Raw genomic sequence first — 20,199 nt, 5'->3', positions numbered from 1 at the left:
TTGTAAGCAAAACAAATGTAAAATTAAAAAACCCGGTACGAATGTATATGATGTTACTGCTGAATTTGGTAACCGGTTTATCGTTTTACCCAATCCTGTATATAGCGATTGGGAAACTACTTTATACAATTATAACTACTTATTGAATGCTTCTCAAAAAGATTCTGTAATAAAAGCATCATTACATGCTTATTAATTTTTCAATGCTTTTCTAAATCTGAAATCCATTCATTGGCTTTGCTGAGTTCATCCATTTTAAAACCTTTCGTGGGGCAGGGAATAAATATTCCAAAAGTATCAGTGAATTTTTTTATGGAATCTTTTTCAGTAACTATCGCAAGCTTTCTCCATTTGGAAAAATATCTTAAGCCGAGCAATCCATCTTGTATCCATGCGCCCACAGTATAATTTTTTAATGATGTATTTAAAACGAGCATGTAATTGATTTTTCCGAAAGTTGTAGCAACATTTTCTACAAAAGGATTTATCACTTTATAATAATCATCTTTTGTAACAAATCCTGTTGCACGAAAGGCAGTGACGTATGGAGGCATTCCGGGGATGACTTCAATCATAAAATTATTTTAAAATTTAAAAATTTTCTGTCCCTCTTTCCAAAGTTACTCATAAGAAAATGAACACGCACGAAGTATAAGTAGAAAATTTTCCCCTTCTGTTAATGACATTCAGCTGAATACATTGCATTCATACAACAAAACCGCATGGCACAGTTTTAGTTTTAATAATAGAAACAAAAAATAATTATTATGAATACTAATGAAAAATTAACCGAAGTTTTAAATGATCTTATCCGTATAAACAATGACAGAACTACCGGGTATGTAAATGCATCCGACGAGGCAAAAATAATTGATGTAGATCTGCAGGCGACGTTCAATAAAATGGCCGACCAGAGCAGGAAATTCGCCGCACAACTAACGAACGAAGTTAGCAGGTTGGGCGGGGAAGCTGCAACTGGCACCACTAACAGCGGTAAGATTCACAGGGCATGGATGGATGTGAAAGCCACATTTTCAGGTAAAGACAGGCATGCAATTCTCTCATCATGCGAATTTGGTGAAGATGCGGCACAAAAAGCCTACAAAGCTGCATTAGCATCGGATGCGGAAATAAGTGCTGAAACAAGACAGTTGATAACGGATCAACAGTCTTCTTTAAAAACGTCTCATGATCTTATAAAAAAATACAGAGACGTTCAGGAAGCAGTAAATTCTTAGATTAAAGACTAAAGATTAAATGTGAAACCCGGCTTAAAAACCGGGTTTTTTACTATGAGAATTTTTTTTATTAATCAGTTTAAAGCATTGTACAAAACTTCAATTGTATGCAAAGCTTTTCTTCCTGTTCCATCTTTTATCTGGTGGCGACAACTTGTTCCGGGCGCAGCAATAATTGTTTCATTTGATTGACTACGTACTGCAGGTAATAAAACCAACTCACCAATTTTCATTGATAAATCGTAATGTTCTTTTTCATAACCAAATGAACCGGCCATTCCGCAACATCCCGAAGGAATAACTTCAACAGAATAATTTTCAGGAAAGGACAACATCTTTACAGAAGTAGTTAAAGAGGATAATGCTTTTTGCTGGCAATGCCCGTGCAATTTTACCAGGCGTTTTTCTTTAGTAAATAAATTAGAATTTATATTTCCATTGTCAATTTCTTTCGCAATAAATTCATCAATTAAAAAAACATTTTTGGCGAGTTCTTTAGCGGCATTATAATTTGCATCATCAGCCAGGTCAATGTATTCATCTCTGAAAGTAAGTATAGCACTGGGTTCTATGCCTATTAACGGCGTTTCTTCGTTTATGAGTTTGCTTAATAACGTTATGTTCTTATTGGCAATAACTTTAGCGTCTCTTATTAATCCTTTGGAAAGCCATGCCCGTCCGCTTTCTTCATGTTTTGGTATGGTAACTTCATATCCTAATCTTTCCAGTAGTAAAATTGCTTTAACGCCAATTTCTGTATCGTTGTAGTTGGTAAATTCATCGCAAAATAAATAGATTTTTTTGCGGGGAGATTGATTAGTTGCTAAAGTATTTTTCTTCCTTTTTCGGAACCATTTCTCTAAGCTTATTTTATGAATCGTAGGCATGGAACGTTTTTCGGCAAAGCCGGCTAATCGTTTTATAAGTTTGCCGGTAGCGGCATTGCTAACCATAAAATTATATATGCCGGGAACCATAGCACCCAATTTTGCAGACTTATTAAAATTGGCAATAAGCTTCGAACGGAATGGAACGCCGTTGGCATCATAATATTGCTGAAGAAATTCTGCTTTCAATTTAGCTACATCCACATTTGAAGGACATTCTGATTTGCAACCTTTGCAACTCAAACATAAATCCATTACGTCGTAAATTTCTTTATGATCAAAACGATTTAATTTTTCTGAATTAGTAAGAAATTCACGTAAGATATTAGCCCGTGCACGTGTAGTATCTTTCTCGTTTTTTGTAGCCATATAAGATGGGCACATAGTTCCACCGGACAAATGAGTTTTACGGCAGTCGCCGGAACCGTTACATTGTTCTGCATGTTGTAATACATCCTGGTTGTAATACCTGAATATAGTTTTAAAGGCAGGTGTTTTTTGCCCGGGCTTATATCGCAACATCGTATTCATAGGAGGCGTATCAACAATCTTGTTAGGATTGAAGATATTGTTTGGATCCCATGCATGCTTAATTGTTTTGAATAGCTCGTAATTTTTTTCACCCACCATCTGTTTAATGAATTCTCCGCGCAATCTTCCATCGCCATGTTCGCCACTTAAAGAGCCTTTATATTTTTTTACCAATTCTGCAACTTCTTCTGCAATAATCCTGAACAGGTGATTTCCTTCAACTGTTTTTAAATTGATTATCGGACGAAGATGTATTTCCCCGGAACCGGCATGCGCATAATGCACTGAATGCAAATTATATTTCTCTAATATTTTATGAAAATCATTTATGTAAGAGGGGAGATCATTAACATCAACAGCAGTATCTTCAATAACAGGAACTCCTTTTTCATCCCCGGGCATATTACCCAATAAACCAAGGCCGGCTTTTCTCAGCATCCATATTTTTTTTGTATCCTCACCAAACAGCAATGGGAAGTGATATCCCAACCCTGCTTCTCGCATTTCAATTTCGCATTCAGTCGCTAAACTGATAATACCGTCACGCGTAGACGCAGTTAATTCTATTACAAGAATTGCTGCAGGATCGCCTTTTACGAAAAAGCGGTTTTTGCTTTGTTCAATATTGTCTTTGGTGCATTCTAAAATGTAATGGTCAATCAGTTCGCTCGCCAGGGGCTTGTATTTTAAAGCAATGAGGTTTGCCCGCAAAGATTCATCAATAGAATTAAAATGAACACATAATAAACCTGTTTCCTTTGGTGGTAATGGAACGACATTTAATTTTATTTCAGTTATAAAAGCTAATGTTCCTTCTGAGCCTGCAATAATTTTACAAAAATTAAAATCCGTTCCGCCGACTGTAAAAGGGGCCGAATCTAATAATATATCAATTGCATAACCTGTATTTCTTCTCTCAACAGTTTTTTTTGGAAACTCTTTTCGTATCTCCAGCTGGTTGTCGTAATTACTCAATAAACTTCTTACAGTTTTATAAATATTTGCTTCCAGGTTATTGCCTTCGCATTTATTGTGGAACTCATCAAGGTTCAATGCTTTAAATGTTGTTTCAGTTCCGTCGCTAAGTAATGCATCCACTTCCAATAGATGCTCTCGTGTGCTTCTGTACACAATTGAATTGGATCCGCAGGAATTATTTCCTACCATGCCTCCCATCATAGCGCGGTTGGCTGTGGAAGTTTCGGGGCCGAAAAATAAACCATAAGGTTTTAAAAACATATTTAATTCATCACGTATAACGCCCGGTTGTACACGCACCCAATGTTCTTCTTTATTTAATTCAATTATTTGCGTGAAATTTTTAGATACATCCACAACAATTCCATTTCCAACAACCTGCCCCGCAAGCGACGTTCCTGCAGTTCTCGGAATTAAAGATGTATGATTTGCTGCAGCAAAAGCAATTAATTTTTTGAGATCATTTTTAGATTTTGGAATGGCAACAGCCAAAGGCATTTCTTCATAAGCAGAGGCATCAGTTGCATATAATATCCTCATAGTATCATCCAAATAAAGTTCGCCTTCTAATTGCGCAGATAATTCATCAAACCTTTCTTTCATAGCTTAAAATTCTTTAAAGATTGTAAAGCTATAACGTTTTAAAATAGGTCGACTTGATTTTATGCAAAAATTAATTCAGCTATTCTTTAATCCCGCTCAACAAAATACATTTCTATCATTCCCTTATTTTTAGCAGCTCTTTTACCTCGAAATTTACAGTGGAAAGTGTCTTTTACAAGGTCGTACGTACTCTGCGAAATATTTATTTTATTTGCCTCGCTGTTCTGTTCCATACGTGATGCCGTATTTACGGTATCGCCCCAAATATCAAATGCGAATTTCTTATCGCCTACCACGCCGGCAACCAGCGGCCCGGTATGTATGCCAATACGAATATCAAAATAACTATTTTCATTTGCATCCTGCCGAAATGAGTAAATGAAATCAACTATTTCAATCGCAGCTTTTACAACGTTAACCGGGCTGTGATCTTTTTTATCCGGTAAACCGCTAACGCACAAATATGCATCACCGATAGTTTTTATTTTCTCAATATTATATTTTGAAATTATTTCGTCAAATTTTTTGAAGCATGTATCTATTATTGCAACCAATTCTTCAGGTGAAAGCTTTTCACTTTTGCTGGTGAAATTTTCGAAATCGGTGAACATTACCGTTGCCACTTCATAGCTGCGTGGTTTTGTGTTTCCGGTTTGTTTTAATTCATTCGCAATATCTTCCGGCAAAATATTTAATAATAAATCATCAGACTTTTTCTTTTCAATTCTCAATTCATTTGTTCTTTCTTCCACTTTATGTTCAAGTTCACTATAGAATAAAGCGTTTTCAATTGATATAGCCATTTGCCCTGCTAATAATTTTAATAAACCCACACGCTTTTCAGTAAAAGCTCCTGATGTTAAGTCGTTGGCAAGATAAATAACCGCCTGAATTTTACCCATGTTCAATAACGGAATGCAAAGAATTGATTTGCATTCATGAGTTTTTATAAAAGAATCATTACCAAAAAGCGGGCTCTTACAGGCATCATCAAGTATAACTGTTTCCTGCGTCATGTACACATAATTTAAAACAGATTCTGCAAGCAAATCGCTTTTTGACACAGGGACAGATTGTAATATTTTTATTTCTTCATTGCCTGCTTTTATTTCCGCTTCAATATATCTTTCCCCCTTTTTTTCCATGATAAGAAAACCTGTTTGCGCTCCTGCATTTTCTAAAATAATCTGCATCATCTTTTTCAAAAGCTTCGGCAAAATTATTTCACCTGATAAAACTGATGATGCTTTCAAAACGGATTCAAGGTCCATATTTCCATTTCCTTCTCTCGCGGGTTGTGATAAATCAATTTGCCATTCCGCACCGCCACCACCCCTGAGTTGGGAATACTGTTTTTCCATCTGCGTCAGTTTTGCATCTGCACCCCAGCGCTTGTAGACGCGGTAAGCATTTTGCAAATAAAAATTTGCGAGCAATTCCTGTTTTGTATTGACGAAAAAACGGCCTGCTCGTTCCCAGCAATATGCAAGGTCATTGGTCATACCGTTTTCTGTTCCAAATTTTAGCGCCTTGTCATACAATACTTTTGCGGTTTCATTATCGCCACTTAAATAATTAAATTCAGCCTCGAGTAAAAATATTTTATGACTATAATTTTGCGGGCAAAATTTTTCATACTTTTTTAATAAGTGAATATCCTTTGTAATCTGCGCCAACACTTCTCTTTTTAAAGGCGCACTTAAGGTGATATCTGAAATGAGGAGTGAACGGTAATAGTAAAATAACGGATACAATGCAGTGCCCTTTACACTCTCTTGGAAACGTTCCGCTAAATCAAGATATTTTTTTGCATTGGCATTAAGATTAAATACTAAAGCGAGGTATAATTTCTGCAGGTATAGATTTTGAAAATAAATTTCATTGCTTTTAGTTACATCAATAATATCCATTTCAGCCTCATCAAATATATTCCCGGTAAGTACATCGGGTTTTTCTGTTTCCTGGATGAGGTTAGCTATAGATTGGCGAAATACACGTAATCTTTTTAAAGTGAGATCCTGTTTAAATTTCTCAATTTTCAAATCCAGCATTTCAGCTTTTTTTGAAAGTTCATGCAAAGGATAACCCATCATAAATAACTGGTAAACCGTATTGTGAGCCGCGTAAGACGCATACTCGTTATCGCCTGATTCCAGGGCACTTTTAAAAGATTTATCAAGATCGTTAATGGTTTCTATAAATGGTTTTTTCCAATGATTTAAAAAGATATTGCTGGTAACCATAATGGAACCGAACAATTCTTCTGCATTAATTTTTTTAGCAAGGTGCAAGGCAATTTCACCGAAGGCGATTCCTTTTTCAACTTCGTTTAAATAAACGCTTAAGATATAACCATAGGCTGCGAAACTGAATGGCGATTTTCTTGATAAACCATACTTAACAGTAAGGCTTACCATTTTAAAAACCAACAAAGGAACGAGGCTGGGAACTGCAAAAAATGAAGCCGAAGAAATATCTGATAGAATTCTCATCGCAGCATTTTTTTCCGCATCTTTCATTTCAGGCAGGCTGTTGAAATAATCCATTGTTTTATTGCGGAGCAAAAATTTGGTTTGTAGAAGATCTTTCATAACCTGCAGCCTGCCCGGCTTTAGTGGTAAGTCAATTCCAAACTTTTTTAAGATAGTAAGTCCAAGTTCTACTGCATCTAAAGGCTTGTTCTGCGCAATCAGTTTTTTAATATTTATTTCGTAACCTTTGGCAGAATCTATAAGAGATTTGCTGTTTTTGAATATGGCATTTACCAGCTGATCAACCTTGTCATATTGGCCCGATAAGTAAGCGGCATCTGCAGCATTAGTGGTAATTTGAAACAAGAGATCATATTGTGTTTCCCAATCTTTTTCATCTAATACATTTAAACCTTTTTCAAAGTATTGCAATGCCTGCGGGTATGCTGTAGATGCAATCGCTTTATGGCCTGCAGTAAGATTCAGATTGGCGAGATAAAGTTTTTGTTTTTTTTCGGAGATTTTTTCGGCGCCAAGATTCCATTGGTTTACCAGCTCAAATAATTTTTCTTCAAACTCTGCCTCATTAAAATGTGCCGATAATCTTTGTCCGTTTAAAAGATGTAGTGCCGCTTTTTCTCCATCAGGTATTAATGAATATATAGTTTGTTGTATTCTGTCATGTGCAAACTTATATTCGGTCGATGATGGAATGATGAGACCTTCCGTTACGGAGAGTTTCAATAAACTTTCTACATTTTTTTCGCTTATTTGTTTTATTACAGAAAGGTTTCGTTTACTAAACCTGTTTCCTATACTGGAAGCAATTTTTAATAGATCAAGTGTATTATCGGGCAACTTTAAAATAAAAGAAGTCATCAACTCTACTACGTTTCCCGACACATTCATTTGTAAAATAAGATCGGTATTCCATTGCCAGCGCATCACTTCAAAATCGAAATGAAGAAAACCTTCATCATATATTGATTTTAAAAATTGTCTTACATAAAAAGCATTTCCTTTTGTTTTGTTATAAATAATATCAGCCAGGAAAGATATATTTTCCTGCCTGGTAGATAAAGCATCTGAAATAAGTTTAAACACATCATCATACGAAAGATCCTGCAGGTCAATTTCATCAAAAGCAACGTGATCTTCTTTAAGTTCTGATAATTTTTTTGTGAGCACATGCTTTTCATCTACTTCGTTTTTCCTATATCCGCCAGCCAGCATTACATATTCAATATCCCGGTTTTCGGCAATAATTTTAAAGAGGTTTAATGAAGAAGCATCGGCCCATTGAAGGTCATCAACAAATATTACTAATGGAGAATCTTTATCTGCAATAGCTTTAATAAATCTGGTGAATTCATAGTTAAACCGGTTTTGTGCTTCAAGACCTTTTAATTCAGGAACGTCGGTTTGTCTGCCAATCAGCGTTTCAATGCCGGGCATAAACTGCGTTAATAATTTTCCGGAATTTCCCAGTGCATCGGTTATTCTTTTTTTCCATTTGGCCTGGAAAATATTATCGCCGGCCATAATTAACTGCGCCATTTCATTAAACGCCTGCACAAAAGTAGAGTAGGGTGTATCAGAACTGATCTGGTCAAATTTTCCTTTAATAAAAATGCCATTTTTCTGCGATACAGAATTTTTTAGAATTTCAACCAAGGCAGATTTCCCGCTTCCTGAATATCCCGAAACTAAAAGCGTTTGTTTGTGACCGTTAGTACAGTTTTCAAATAGTTCATTTAAAAAAGTTATCTCTTTTTCCCTTCCATATAATTTTTCCGAAAAATATAATTTTCCTGAAAAGTCAAAATTTGCGATTGGAAAGTTTTCTATCTTGCCGGTTTCCAGCAATTGTTCTAAACATTTTTCGAGATCATATTTTACGCCAAATGCAGACTGGTAACGATCCTCAGCGTTTTTTGCCAGCAGCTTCATTATTATATCAGAAATAACTTTTGGCAACTCTTTATTAAGAACATAAGGTTCAACCGGTGTTTTAGCTATATGCGAATAAATCAATTCCAGCCCGTCGGAGCTTTCAAAAGGCAATTCGCCGGTAAAAAGCCTGTAAAGAATTATTCCCAATGAATAGAGATCTGCTCTTATATCAATCGAACGATTGATGCGGCCCGTTTGTTCAGGCGCTATGTATCTTAAAACGTCAATTTCCTTTTCGTGAAAAGAATCTATTTCTTCATTGATAATATTTCCCTCTGTGGCTAATCCAAAATCAATGAAAAAAACCTTATTAGTAGCCTGCTCGATTAAAATATTACCCGGGTGAATGCGCCTGTGAAATATTTTTTCTTGGTGTAAAGCCGTTAAAGCAGATGTAATATCTGTAGCTAATGCGCATTGCCCGGTAAAATTTAAATTTGAGGAATTCAAAATCTTGCCCAGGTCCTGGCCTTCAATGTATTCTAAAATAATCGCCAAATGATCATCCTGGGTTTCTTTTTTAAAAGCTTTTCTAATACAGTTGCATTTAGCGTTATAGCAAATTTCAAATTCATTTTCGAGCTGGGCTAATGTTTCTTTTGATGGAAATTCTTCTTTTAAAACTTTTATGCATGAAGGCTTGTTAAGACCGTTGGTGCCCGTCTTAATTATTAACGTGTCAAAACCATAATGAATAACATTTGAATGATCTATATTTTTTATCATTACAGCATTGTTTGGAAAGTGATGATTTTTTACAATTTATGTTTCTCCAGAGGTAGGGTTCTTAATTTTCCCTTTATTTTTTATAGGTACGTTAGTTTTAATTGAAGTTAAACCAACTTTATTAAATATTTCTCATATAAGTGTAAGTACTGTTTAAAATATATTTTTATTTGTAACTTGGAGTTCTCCTGTAAAAACACCCTCAGCATTTAATAATTTATAATGATAAGCCAGAACCCCTTAACGCTGCTTACACCAGTAAGACAGGATTGCATTGAAAAGCTTAATGAAATTCTTGAAAGATTTAAAGTAGGGCTCAACGTGGGGCTTAATGAAAGATTTAATAAGCTAGGGACATTGCACTATGCAAGATGGTTTATTCTTCGTGAAGATTCTTTTAGAGATAAAACTGCATTTCCGCTCCCCGAAAGACTGGTTTTTTCATCAAATTTTGATGGAGGTGAGGATGAGCACATAAATGGATTGGTAACTATTTTTCCTGAATATTTTGATGAGTTATACGAGTGCTGTGAAGGTTATCCAGAACCAGGAATGAGAAATACTGAGACCCGCAAAAGTTATCTTTCAAAGTGGAAAGTAAATACAACAGCCTTTTATGTGGGTGCCCCGGGGCGAAGTTTACAGCAGATTAAGCAGGAAGATACGTTACAGAAATACTTATGGAATATCATCAATAAAAATAACTGGGATGGCAAATCGGCCCTGGAGATCCAAAAGTTTCTTCGCGAAAAAGTGAATGCTGATCCGGAGTTGGCGTGGTCAAAGGAAAGTGTAAATACACCTTCCACCAACTGGCCCGGAATGATATTGATGGTGTTAATAATGATAATTTTATTGCCCATAATCATCCCCTGGATTTTAATACTGTATTTCTTTTATGAACGGAGAGATACTAACTGTACGGCTACACGAAGCCAGTTAAACGATGACCTCGTGCGCAGGCTTGAGGCCGATGAAGACCTGTTTAATCAAAACCAGTTTACACAGGTGTTGGTAATGAAGCCAGGAAAAGTGAGACTAATTACTGTTCATGCCCTTATGTTATTTGCCAGAACTTTAATAAAGAATTTTTTTGTAAAAGGGAAGCTCATGGGAATTCCGACGATTCATTTTGCGCGATGGGTTTTAATTGATAATGATAAACACATGATGTTCTTCAGCAATTTCGATGGAAGCTGGAACCAATACCTCTGCGATTTTATTGATAAGTCAGGCTGGGGACTAACAGGAATTTTCAGTAACACTGTAAACTTTCCAGAGACACGATTTTTATTTACCGGTGGCGCTTATGATGAAGAGCATTTCTTAGCCTGGAGCCGCGGTACGCAAATTCTCACACAGGTTTGGTATAGCGCTTACCATCATCTTTCTATAAAAAATATCGTCAACAATACTTTAATAAGAAATGAATTATGGAAAAATCTTACTGAAGAACAGGCGCAATTATTTCTTAAAAGAATTTAAAATAAAAATTGAATGCAAGAACTTGAACTTTCAGAAATCCAGGGTTTCCTTGTAAGAGATTATAAAGAAATGCCGGTTTCAAAATATTTTCTACTGCAAATTGGCGACGCCAGCAAGGCAAAGAGATTTATAGAAAATATTTCGAAAAAAATTACAACAGTTGTTGATAAAGATGAAGAATCATTTATAAATATTGGATTTACAGGTATAGGATTAAGTGCATTGGGATTGCACGAAAATAACCTTCGGGCTTTTACCCGCGAATTTCGCGAGGGAATGGTAACGCCTCACCGTCAAAGGCTTTTGGGCGATCACGATAGTAACGATCCATCGAATTGGGATTGGGGTGGTACTAAAAATGAAGGAATACATTTGATGCTCATGGTTTTTAATTCAACGCAGGAGAACATAAACACTCAAACGCAACAACTCCGCAAGGAATTTGTGGAATATGGCCTCAAAGAAGTTTTTCTTTTAAATGGTGAAACATTTCCGGAAGGACGTGAGCATTTTGGTTTCAGAGAGAGTATTTCGCAACCGGCAATTATCGGCAGCGGAGTAACCGGAATTCAAAATGATAATATTCAACCGGGTGAATTTTTAATGGGTTATAAAAATGAATACAACGTTTACCCTGATTCGCCTTCTCTTATAAATGAGCAGGGAAATATAAATATGCTTCCTGATGATCCGATTGAAAAAGGAAAAAAAGACCTGGGCCGTAATGGAACTTATTTTGTGCTGCGCCAACTTAAAGAAGATGTAAACGGCTTTTGGAGTTTTTTAAATGAAAAAAGTAAAAATGAAGATGGCTCATTTAACCACGAAGAAAGTACTAAACTGGCGGCGAAAATGATGGGGCGTTGGCCCGGCGGAGCTCCTTTAGTAAAATTTCCCGATAAAGACCCCGGCATCCTCACCGATGATAATGACTTTGTTTACACTGATACCGATAGACTGGGCTTAAAATGCCCGTTCGGTTCTCACGTTCGGCGAACCAACCCCAGGGATAATTTTGAAGAAACCGGGCCTGCTGAATCATTGCAGCTTACAAAGAAACATCGTATTATGCGAAGAGTTCGTTCTTATGGAGAAAAATATACAGCCTCTGCCACCCAACATACACCCGTAGACGAAGTTGGAATTTTGTTTGGTTGTTTTAATGCGGATATTAACCGCCAGTTTGAATTTATTCAATACAGTTGGGCCAATTATCCAAAGTTTAAACAATTGTATGCTGACCCTGATCCATTCATAGGTGTGAAGGAAAATCCCGAACCGGGAGTGGTACAACAATTCACCATTCCTACCGAAGCACATAATAAATATATTGATGGTTTGAAAAGCTTTGTAACCGTCAAAGGCGGCGCCTATTTCTTTTTTCCGTCAAGAACGGTAGTGGAATATTTAAGTACTATTTAGGATCCAAATTTGATTTTTTTTGACCTAAAATGTAGAATAAATAATATCAGGACTAAACCTGATTTTTTTCATTTTTCTTAAATTCTTACAAATAAGCCAACCACCATTTTTCTCTGTGATTCGTTTTATAATTATCGTACCATTTACACAAAGGGAACAAGGCAATTACCGCGGACATCCAAATCACATACACTATAAATAGGCTGTACCCGTCATTGGCTGCCAAAAAATAAAATGGTAAACCGCCGCCTACGTGTATTCCTTCCTGAAATGAGTGACCCTTTGCAATAAAGAAAACAGCAGAAATCAAATGAATCAAATACAAATGAATTACATAATAAAAGAATGCCACTCTTCCATAAATACGCACCGTACGGGTAAAGGGATTTTGTATTCTTTCAAATAACGATAAAAGTAAGAAGGCAGGCCCGATGGTCATGCACATATACAATAATGATGGCGGGTATTTATGTACATTAATAAATGAAAGTATGGTAAATAAAGCATTTTTTTGTGTGCTCCATGCTTCAGGATTTCCATAAACGTTTATGAAGCGAACTGCAATAAATAGCAGGATCAAACCAATACCAATTCTGTTTAAGATTTTTCTCCGCTGTTGAACTGAATATTTTGGTGAAAAAAATAAACCAGTACAATAACCCAGCATCATGAGGCCTGTCCATGGAAGAAAAGGATACAAGATAAGCAGAACATGATTTTGCGTTATTGGATAAAATGCGAAAAATCCATGATGCAAAAGATCCCACCAAAACCCTGCCTTAAAACCAGGTGTTGATTCGGGTATGTCCAAAAGGTTGTGTCCAAAAACAATTGCTAATCCTATAATTAAAATAAAATTGAAAGGCAATCTTATCAGCAAACCTAATAATACCATACTGATGCCGATGGCCCAGATAACCTGGAAAATAATGAGGTTATAACTTGGGTTATAGGTCCAGGCAAATGAAATGAATACTACCTCCACAAAAATCAGCCATAGTCCCCGTTTTATTAAAAAAGACTGAAGTACCCTTTTGGTTTTTCGCAGGCTCTGTAAATAGATGGAAGTACCCGAAAGAAATACAAAAATGGGTGCGCAAAAATGAGTGATCCATCTTGTGAAAAAAAGAAATGGAGTGGTAGTGGCAAGGTTAAGCGGATCGTCAGATACGTGAAAATAGTCCCTTACATGGTCCAGGGCCATAATGACCATAACTAATCCGCGAAGTATATCGATAGATTCAATTCTGGCTTTATTTGTGATTAGAGCCTTTTGCATGCAAGCATTGGTTAAATTAAACAACTATTATTAGGGTACTTCAACTTCTGCGGCCATTCTTTGTTAAGTTAAAAATGCATCAGCTATTGCTTTGGTATCTAAATAAACACGAACGCATATAATTTTACCATCTTTTAGAGTAAAAGACTGCACCCAGTCTGTTGAATATGTTTTGCCCGTTGCTACAACATCAACTTCATCATCCCCAAATACTACAACTGTATCTTCATTGGTGCAAATTTTTTCCGGTACAAATTTTTTAATGGATAATGTTGTAGCCTGGATGGCAAACATTTTAGTTACTTCTTCAATACCTTTAAAACTTCCTGAAAACGGAATGAAAGGTGCGCCCGGCCTTTCCCAAATAATGTCTTTATCGAAACATGATAATACAGCGCTCATATTTCCGGCTGCATAATTCTTATACATATCCTCAATAATTTGCTGATTACTTGCCTTATCCATGCTGGTTTATATTTGTGCCGTTAAAAAAATCAGAATTTGCAGATGGTTCTACATCTTTTATTTTATTATGCTTGTGCCTGAAGGCATACATTTCTTCATAAATCTTTTTTCTTACCCTGTTGAAATTGCCTAATGGCTGGTGCTCCGGAAGCGCATGCCATGAATTAAAAGAGAGGTTATCTCCAAAATCATTTTGTTCAGGTGTATCAAAAACCTGGGTTGGTATTCGAATAGTCGCCACCTTGACTAATGGGGAATCCCAAACTACGGTTGGATCTTCAATCGGCATTTTTTCCGGATCTGTTTGAAACTGTATGAAGAACCCGTAAGTAACTTCATATTTCGATAACGTGGCCACCATGTTTGCCCGTAAAAAATCTTTATTTTTTGAATCGGTGTAAACGAGTTTATTTTCTTCAGATGGGATTACCGCATACTTTACCGCTTTTGTTTTATCTCCAAAGCGGTAAGGCACTGTACTGAAGTAAGAAATACTGAAGGGATGATCGCATTTTATTTTAGCCTTTGTCGCTCTCACTAAAATTGGTACACTTCGTATAACCGAAAATAGTTTTGGAAAAAAAGTTCCTGGTTTATAAGGAACAGTAACTACCTTGAGTATTCGAAAAAAGTGGTTTACTTTTTTTGATACAAAATTTTGCGTGTTCATTAAAATAAAATCATGATTGCCGCCGTCACGTTTCGATTCAACAATTTTTTTACCCGGCACATTCATTATCTTAATAGCAAAGCCTCTTATATCTTTCTTCCAGTCAGGTAATGGTTTGGTATCGCCATTGGAAAACCTGATCCATGCAGGAAAGCAGGTCGCTTCTTTAAATATTCCTACTCTTAATTCGTCGGGTAAATTTTTATCAACAATAAATTCTGCTTTCACGCATCCATTCATTTTCGGATGAATTTGCCGGAGCTGCTTTTGGTTATTTTTGTTATATAAGCGAAGCATTTGTTTTTGTAAAAGCTCCACTATTTTTCCCGCAATTTGCTCTTCGTTTTTTTCAGGGTATTCCTGCCCGGGAAGTAAAGTTTTATTTTTTGCCTGTGTTGATTTCATTGAATTTTCAATTTATTAATTGCAGGCATCCTCATAGGCATCGCGGTCCAAAAATATTTTAAAAGATAGGTACATTCTTCATTAAAAAAAAATTAAGCTCGTTTCAATTTTTTATTAATGAAAGAATAACTCCACCTATATTTTTATCATTCTATAAACTAATTTATAAATGGCTGGAGTATTGCGTTTTAATTATCGGAAATTACTAAATTTTGTTATCTTCATACAATCTCGTAGATCCTTTGTAATAACCGTTTTGCGGCCTTTCATAAATTATACCTGTATTATTTTATGAATAAGAATTTATCAGAACAAAGTGATTGGGATGAACTACTTGACTTTATTACCGACCGGCAGCTAACGCCGATTTTAGGCAAAGAAATGTATAAGTTTAAGCAGGATGATTTGCTTATCCCTGTTGACGAATATCTATCCCAACAAATGCTAGGACAATATCATATTAGCGACCAGCAAGAGTTAACTCTTACGCAGGCGGTCAATTACCTGGTGAATGAAAAAAAAGTAAAGACGATGGATATCATTCGCAAATTAAAATTAATGCTCAGGGAAATTAATTTTGAATTTCCTTTATTGACTCAATTCTTAAGTATAACGGATCTTAATTATTACGTGAACACCGCGGTTTATAATAACGTGCTGGAAAATAATTTAAGTGCTATAAGAAAGCAAGCGGCTACATCTATTAACTTTTCCATCAACGAACCATTTTCTGATGCCGACGATCTTGATAAACTAAAGGCTCCTTTTGTGTTTAATGTTTTTGGTTCATTGCTTAATACTGTTGACCCTGCGTTGAGCGAAGAAGATATGCTGGAATATACGGGACACTTTAAAGAGAGAATAAAAAATTCAGCTAATATTATAAATGCATTAAAAAATAAAAACCTGTTGTTTCTTGGGTGCGCCTTTCCTGATTGGATGGTGCGTTTCATTCTTCGTCTCTTGTCCAATGAACCCATGCACGACTGGGGCAGCAAACGAACAATTATTGTAGTAAATGATATGTCGGATGTAAAGAAAAAGCAATATGAATTTTTGAAGAACTATGATGTGGTAACATATGAAGGCAATACCAAAGATTTTGTTGAAGAACTTACCACTCGGTGGAAACAAAAAAATCCAGCGTCAGTAAAAAACAAAATGGTTTTTTTAAGCTACACAGTAAAAGATAAAGAAGCGGTAGAAAATCTTAAAAAAGCAATTGAAGGAATTAGTAATGTTACCTGCTGGTACGATAACCGTGAAATTGTTCCCGGTGATGATTTTAAAACAGAGATTGCAAAAAATATAAAATCTGCCGATCTGTTTATCCCACTTATTTCTGCAAATAGTTTATTGCATAAAGATGGTTATGTACAACTTGAATGGTTTACGGCCGACAATGTAAATACTTTCCGGAAGATAGATGGCAACACCAGTAAATACCTGATGCCTGTTGTGATTGATGATACCAATCCTTATGATAACAATGTTCCAAAATACTTTTCTGAATTAAGTATAGGCAAAGTTCCTGCAGGCAATCCGGGGCAGGAATTTATTAATCAAATAAGAGAAACGCTCAATTTATCATAACTGAAAACTATGCCATCAACAACTATTGAGCCTTTACAAAAACCGGGTGCTTCTTTGTTTATAGGATTACAATCTTATAGCGAAGCGCAATCCGATATTTTTTATGGGAGGGATGAAGAGATTGATCGCCTGACTAATCTTGTAAAAGCAAATACGCTTACCATAGTTTTTGGAAAATCGGGTACCGGTAAAACATCTTTATTAAATGCCGGTGTATTCCCGCGCCTGCGTAAAAATTATTGTCTTCCTTTTCGTATACGCCTTGAGTTTAGTGAGGATAGCCCCGATTTGGTAACTCAAATAAAAAATATTTTAAAATCAGAGATTGATAAGTATGGTTTTAAGGTAGAGTCGTATCCAAAGGATGAAACATTATGGGAATATTTCCATAGGGAACAATTATGGAAAAGTATTACGCCCATTTTAATTTTCGATCAGTTTGAAGAGATCTTTACCCTTGCAAAAAGAAGTGCCCGTTTTGCAGGTAAAGAATTAAATAACTTTTGGGAAGAACTCGCCGATCTTATCGAAAATTCTATTCCTGAAAAATTAAAAGAAAAATTTCTTAACGAAAAAGAACAAATTGATTACAGATACAGCAATCAAAAAATAAAAATTCTCTTTTCTTTCAGGGAAGAATTTCTTCCTGAATTTGAAAACATCACGTCAAAAATTCCATCCATAAAATATTCCAGGTTTAGGTTAATGCCAATGAATGGCAACCAGGCCTACGATGTAATTACCAAAACATGGCGGGAAAATATTGATGCTGTGGAGGCAAATAAAATTGTTGGATTTTTTATCAATGAAAAAGATAAGAATAGAAGTTATGATGTGATGGAAATTGAACCATCACTTTTGAGCCAGGTATGTTCGTATATAGATAAAGAAAGAATCATCGAAGGCAGCAATAAAATATCATCAGAATTTTTAAATAAATATCCCAAAGAAATTATTCTTCGATCTATTTATGATGAAGTTTTAGCCGAAGCAAATAAAGCAGTAAATGATAATGCGTCAAACCCGGTTAATGAATTTGCAGAAGATAAATTAATTACTGATGAAGGCTATCGAACGAGGTACGGAATAAATGAAATTGATAATAGCCTGTTGCCTGGAATTGAAGTATTGAAAAGAAAATACTTTTTGCGGGATGATGGTACTACGATTGAGCTTTCGCATGACGTACTAACTCCATTAATAAAAGATGATAGGGAGAAAAGAAGAAAAGAAATTGCCCTGGCAGCAGCGAGAGCCAGAGCAAAAAAAAGGGCAGTAAAAATAATTACTGCGTCGCTTATTTTTTCGATTGTAATTGCGGGAGTTATATGGTTTTTCACTACAAAAAAAGCACGCAGGGATAAAGCAGAAGCAGAGAAGGAAACTATACTCATCAAACAGGACATCACAAGAGATTCTATAAAATTAGATAGCGTTAAACAACGGATCAGTTTGTTGAGCACCGATAAAAATGACACCAGCAAAGTATCCGCGTTATTAAAACAAAATATTCTGCTAGACAGTACCATCAGCAACCTGGATCAGAAAATGAAATCGCTGGCGGCAGAACTAACTACTAATAAAAATTCTTTCGACTCTATTAATAATGTGTTGCACCAGCACTTTACTGATTTAGAAAAATTACGAAGCGATAAACATAATGATAGTATAGCTGCTGAAAACAGGTATGTGGAGTTAAATACGAAATTTACACAGCTGAATACAACTAACGCCCAGTTAACAACTAATTATAACTCTGTAAAAAATGATTTGGATAATTCAAAAAGCGATTATAATACTTTAAGAAATAAGTATGATAAATTAAACAGCGATTATGATCTTTTAAATAGAAATTATAATGAATTAAAATCAAGTAAAGCCGCTCCAGTTCAGAATGACCAGCCTTCTGTACCCGTGGATAATAATAAACTGCAATTGAATTTATATTCCTCAAAAAATGAGACCATTCCTAATAATTTAGTTATATATCTAATTCCTGACGTATCTGCCAATAAGAAGATAATAAGGGATTCAAAAGTTTATGATAATCATTTTGATTTTGCCAATCTTAATAAAGCTCAGGGTGTGAAAAAGGCAATATATGGTAACGATGGCTATTCGTTCCCGGATGTGGCACCAGGCGATTACTTTATAAAAATTTGTGCCAATTACGGGCCGTATAAAACGGTAACGAAAAAGGCGGCTGGTAACGAAACAACACCTAAGATGGATTACTCAGAAATTGTAAGATAATAGTAGTTCTTAAAAATTATAGGTCTGGCCATTTCAAATGACGTGATACCTGGTTTACCTGGTTCTAACGGTTAAATCTATTCGAAGATTAATTACTTACTAAAATTTTTCGAAATGCTCAGGTTTAATTGCATAAGAAGCTTTCCAGCCTATTTGATACAGCAATTGGCGGTTGGCCGAATTACTCATGTCGGTTATACTTTTTACATCCGCCGCGGTAAATATTCTTGTAAAACCTAATTCATTCAAATCGTTCTCTGTAATCCTGAAGTTATAACGCAGGTAAGAAATAATGGGCTTGCCTGCGAGGTAATCGTCATCCATTTTTTCTATCTCCATATCCATATAATCGGCTGTGGGCGAGTTGGAGAGCCACTGCATCATCAGGCGGTTTTGCCAGCTTGCATCCTGCATTAGCATGTCAGGAATATTAGCTGCCCAGCTAAGCATCGTGGAATCATCAATTTCTTTTGCATATTTTTTAAATACACTGTAGCCTGTACCAACAGAAACAAAAAGGAGTTTATCTTCGGCCATTTCCCAGCGAAACGGAAATCCTTTAAGTGTCGCAATCATCAGTAAAGTTAAAGATGGATTGTTAGCCATGCTCAAACCTCCATCAATAAACGCAGCTTGCTGGTCCTTCATCACTTCAATCATTTGCGGTGCGAAATACGTAGGCGCTGCAGAGCTTGCCCGCACTGCCATCCAGAGAGGAATGTCTTTATTTTTTCCAAGATCAGAATCAAAAAACTTTCCTTTTGGATGATTAATTAACGGCCAGATACTGTTAGTATCGGCTCTTTTAGCTACAATACATAAGCCCGTTTTTAATTCTTTGCTTCCCATGGTCAAATCGCCATAAGCAAATTTTAAACCATCCTCCATCGCTTTATAGCTATAATTTGCTTTTAGCCATTTCATAGTTTCCATTGGGTTCCACCAGTTCCTTTTCTCGCCAAAAATTTTACCACCCAAATCCATGTAGAGTTTTGTGATTTCGTCTACGGTTTTGCCGATGGCAAGCGAAGCTGCAATGATAGAACCTGTAGAAGTGCCGCCAATTAAATCGAAATAATCGCATAGACGAAAATCTGGCTGATCAGGAAATTTTGCTTTAAGAATATCTTCCAGTTTTTTCAGATAGCCTAACGTAAGCGCACCGCGGATGCCACCGCCATCCAATGATAAAATTTTTTTCTGGCCCGGTTTATTGAACCGATCGAGCAATTCAGACATA

Annotated in this window: 12 protein-coding genes; 5 read left to right on the top strand and 7 right to left on the bottom strand. The window is 35.9% G+C overall.

Going from position 1 to position 20,199, the window contains the following annotated elements:
• Window positions 1-200: 200 nt before the first annotated feature.
• The gene (locus tag FW778_RS04335) at window positions 201-575 is read right to left on the bottom strand and encodes a SpoIIAA family protein (RefSeq protein WP_150413359.1); all 375 of its coding nucleotides are present in this window, start codon (window positions 573-575) and stop codon (window positions 201-203) included.
• A gap of 192 nt (window positions 576-767) precedes the next feature.
• On the opposite strand from FW778_RS04335, the gene FW778_RS04330 reads away from it, so the two are divergent.
• Window positions 768-1,238: a ferritin-like domain-containing protein gene (locus tag FW778_RS04330; protein ID WP_150413358.1), complete on the top strand. Its 471-nt coding sequence runs from the start codon at window positions 768-770 to the stop codon at window positions 1,236-1,238.
• A 74-nt stretch (window positions 1,239-1,312) separates the two neighbouring features.
• Here the strand turns inward: FW778_RS04330 and FW778_RS04325 are convergent, their stop codons facing one another.
• Both FW778_RS04325 and FW778_RS04320 read right to left on the bottom strand, forming a co-directional pair.
• Window positions 1,313-4,237, bottom strand: a complete 2,925-nt coding sequence (locus FW778_RS04325) for an FAD-binding and (Fe-S)-binding domain-containing protein (RefSeq protein WP_150413357.1) — start codon at window positions 4,235-4,237, stop codon at window positions 1,313-1,315.
• Between the two features lie 86 nt (window positions 4,238-4,323).
• Window positions 4,324-9,387, bottom strand: coding sequence for an adenylate/guanylate cyclase domain-containing protein (locus FW778_RS04320; RefSeq protein ID WP_150413356.1), 5,064 nt, complete (start codon window positions 9,385-9,387; stop codon window positions 4,324-4,326).
• A gap of 222 nt (window positions 9,388-9,609) precedes the next feature.
• On the opposite strand from FW778_RS04320, the gene FW778_RS04315 reads away from it, so the two are divergent.
• Together FW778_RS04315 and FW778_RS04310 are read left to right on the top strand one after the other, a co-directional pair.
• Entirely contained in the window at window positions 9,610-10,872 is a 1,263-nt protein-coding gene (locus FW778_RS04315) for a hypothetical protein (protein ID WP_150413355.1), read from the top strand.
• A 12-nt stretch (window positions 10,873-10,884) separates the two neighbouring features.
• Window positions 10,885-12,294 (top strand): Dyp-type peroxidase, encoded by a 1,410-nt coding sequence (locus FW778_RS04310; RefSeq protein ID WP_150413354.1) that lies wholly within the window; start codon window positions 10,885-10,887, stop codon window positions 12,292-12,294.
• 85 nt (window positions 12,295-12,379) lie between these two features.
• Here FW778_RS04310 and FW778_RS04305 read toward each other — a convergent pair whose 3' ends face one another.
• From FW778_RS04305 to FW778_RS04295, 3 genes are all read right to left on the bottom strand, one after another.
• A complete protein-coding gene (locus tag FW778_RS04305; RefSeq protein WP_150413353.1) occupies window positions 12,380-13,573 on the bottom strand; it encodes a DUF1624 domain-containing protein in 1,194 nt (397 codons plus the stop codon).
• A gap of 63 nt (window positions 13,574-13,636) precedes the next feature.
• The gene (locus tag FW778_RS04300) at window positions 13,637-14,038 is read right to left on the bottom strand and encodes a nuclear transport factor 2 family protein (protein WP_150413352.1); all 402 of its coding nucleotides are present in this window, start codon (window positions 14,036-14,038) and stop codon (window positions 13,637-13,639) included.
• Window positions 14,031-15,113 (bottom strand): catalase family protein, encoded by a 1,083-nt coding sequence (locus tag FW778_RS04295; RefSeq protein WP_150413351.1) that lies wholly within the window; start codon window positions 15,111-15,113, stop codon window positions 14,031-14,033. The genes FW778_RS04300 and FW778_RS04295 overlap by 8 nt, the downstream gene beginning before the upstream one ends.
• A gap of 291 nt (window positions 15,114-15,404) precedes the next feature.
• On the opposite strand from FW778_RS04295, the gene FW778_RS04290 reads away from it, so the two are divergent.
• Together FW778_RS04290 and FW778_RS04285 are read left to right on the top strand one after the other, a co-directional pair.
• On the top strand, window positions 15,405-16,706 hold the full coding sequence (locus FW778_RS04290) for a toll/interleukin-1 receptor domain-containing protein (RefSeq protein WP_150413350.1): 1,302 nt from the start codon (window positions 15,405-15,407) through the stop codon (window positions 16,704-16,706).
• A gap of 9 nt (window positions 16,707-16,715) precedes the next feature.
• On the top strand, window positions 16,716-18,959 hold the full coding sequence (locus FW778_RS04285) for an nSTAND1 domain-containing NTPase (protein ID WP_150413349.1): 2,244 nt from the start codon (window positions 16,716-16,718) through the stop codon (window positions 18,957-18,959).
• A 99-nt stretch (window positions 18,960-19,058) separates the two neighbouring features.
• Here FW778_RS04285 and FW778_RS04280 read toward each other — a convergent pair whose 3' ends face one another.
• Window positions 19,059-20,198, bottom strand: a complete 1,140-nt coding sequence (locus FW778_RS04280) for a patatin-like phospholipase family protein (protein WP_150413348.1) — start codon at window positions 20,196-20,198, stop codon at window positions 19,059-19,061.
• Window position 20,199: the final 1 nt, after the last annotated feature.

It is taken from the genome of Ginsengibacter hankyongi (assembly GCF_008710285.1).
GTDB classification, from domain to species: domain Bacteria; phylum Bacteroidota; class Bacteroidia; order Chitinophagales; family Chitinophagaceae; genus Ginsengibacter; species Ginsengibacter hankyongi.
Note: the sequence above shows the minus strand (reverse complement) of the source record. Positions and strands in the feature narration are given on the sequence as shown.

Excerpts from the sequence above, each read along its gene's own strand:
- FW778_RS04335 (WP_150413359.1), bottom strand. The coding sequence starts at position 575 with ATGATTGAAGTCATCCCCGGAATGCCTCCATACGTCACTGCCTTTCGT.
- FW778_RS04330 (WP_150413358.1), top strand. The coding sequence starts at position 768 with ATGAATACTAATGAAAAATTAACCGAAGTTTTAAATGATCTTATCCGT.
- FW778_RS04325 (WP_150413357.1), bottom strand. The coding sequence starts at position 4,237 with ATGAAAGAAAGGTTTGATGAATTATCTGCGCAATTAGAAGGCGAACTT.
- FW778_RS04320 (WP_150413356.1), bottom strand. The coding sequence starts at position 9,387 with ATGATAAAAAATATAGATCATTCAAATGTTATTCATTATGGTTTTGAC.
- FW778_RS04315 (WP_150413355.1), top strand. The coding sequence starts at position 9,610 with ATGATAAGCCAGAACCCCTTAACGCTGCTTACACCAGTAAGACAGGAT.
- FW778_RS04310 (WP_150413354.1), top strand. The coding sequence starts at position 10,885 with ATGCAAGAACTTGAACTTTCAGAAATCCAGGGTTTCCTTGTAAGAGAT.
- FW778_RS04305 (WP_150413353.1), bottom strand. The coding sequence starts at position 13,573 with ATGCAAAAGGCTCTAATCACAAATAAAGCCAGAATTGAATCTATCGAT.
- FW778_RS04300 (WP_150413352.1), bottom strand. The coding sequence starts at position 14,038 with ATGGATAAGGCAAGTAATCAGCAAATTATTGAGGATATGTATAAGAAT.
- FW778_RS04295 (WP_150413351.1), bottom strand. The coding sequence starts at position 15,113 with ATGAAATCAACACAGGCAAAAAATAAAACTTTACTTCCCGGGCAGGAA.
- FW778_RS04290 (WP_150413350.1), top strand. The coding sequence starts at position 15,405 with ATGAATAAGAATTTATCAGAACAAAGTGATTGGGATGAACTACTTGAC.
- FW778_RS04285 (WP_150413349.1), top strand. The coding sequence starts at position 16,716 with ATGCCATCAACAACTATTGAGCCTTTACAAAAACCGGGTGCTTCTTTG.
- FW778_RS04280 (WP_150413348.1), bottom strand. The coding sequence starts at position 20,198 with ATGTCTGAATTGCTCGATCGGTTCAATAAACCGGGCCAGAAAAAAATT.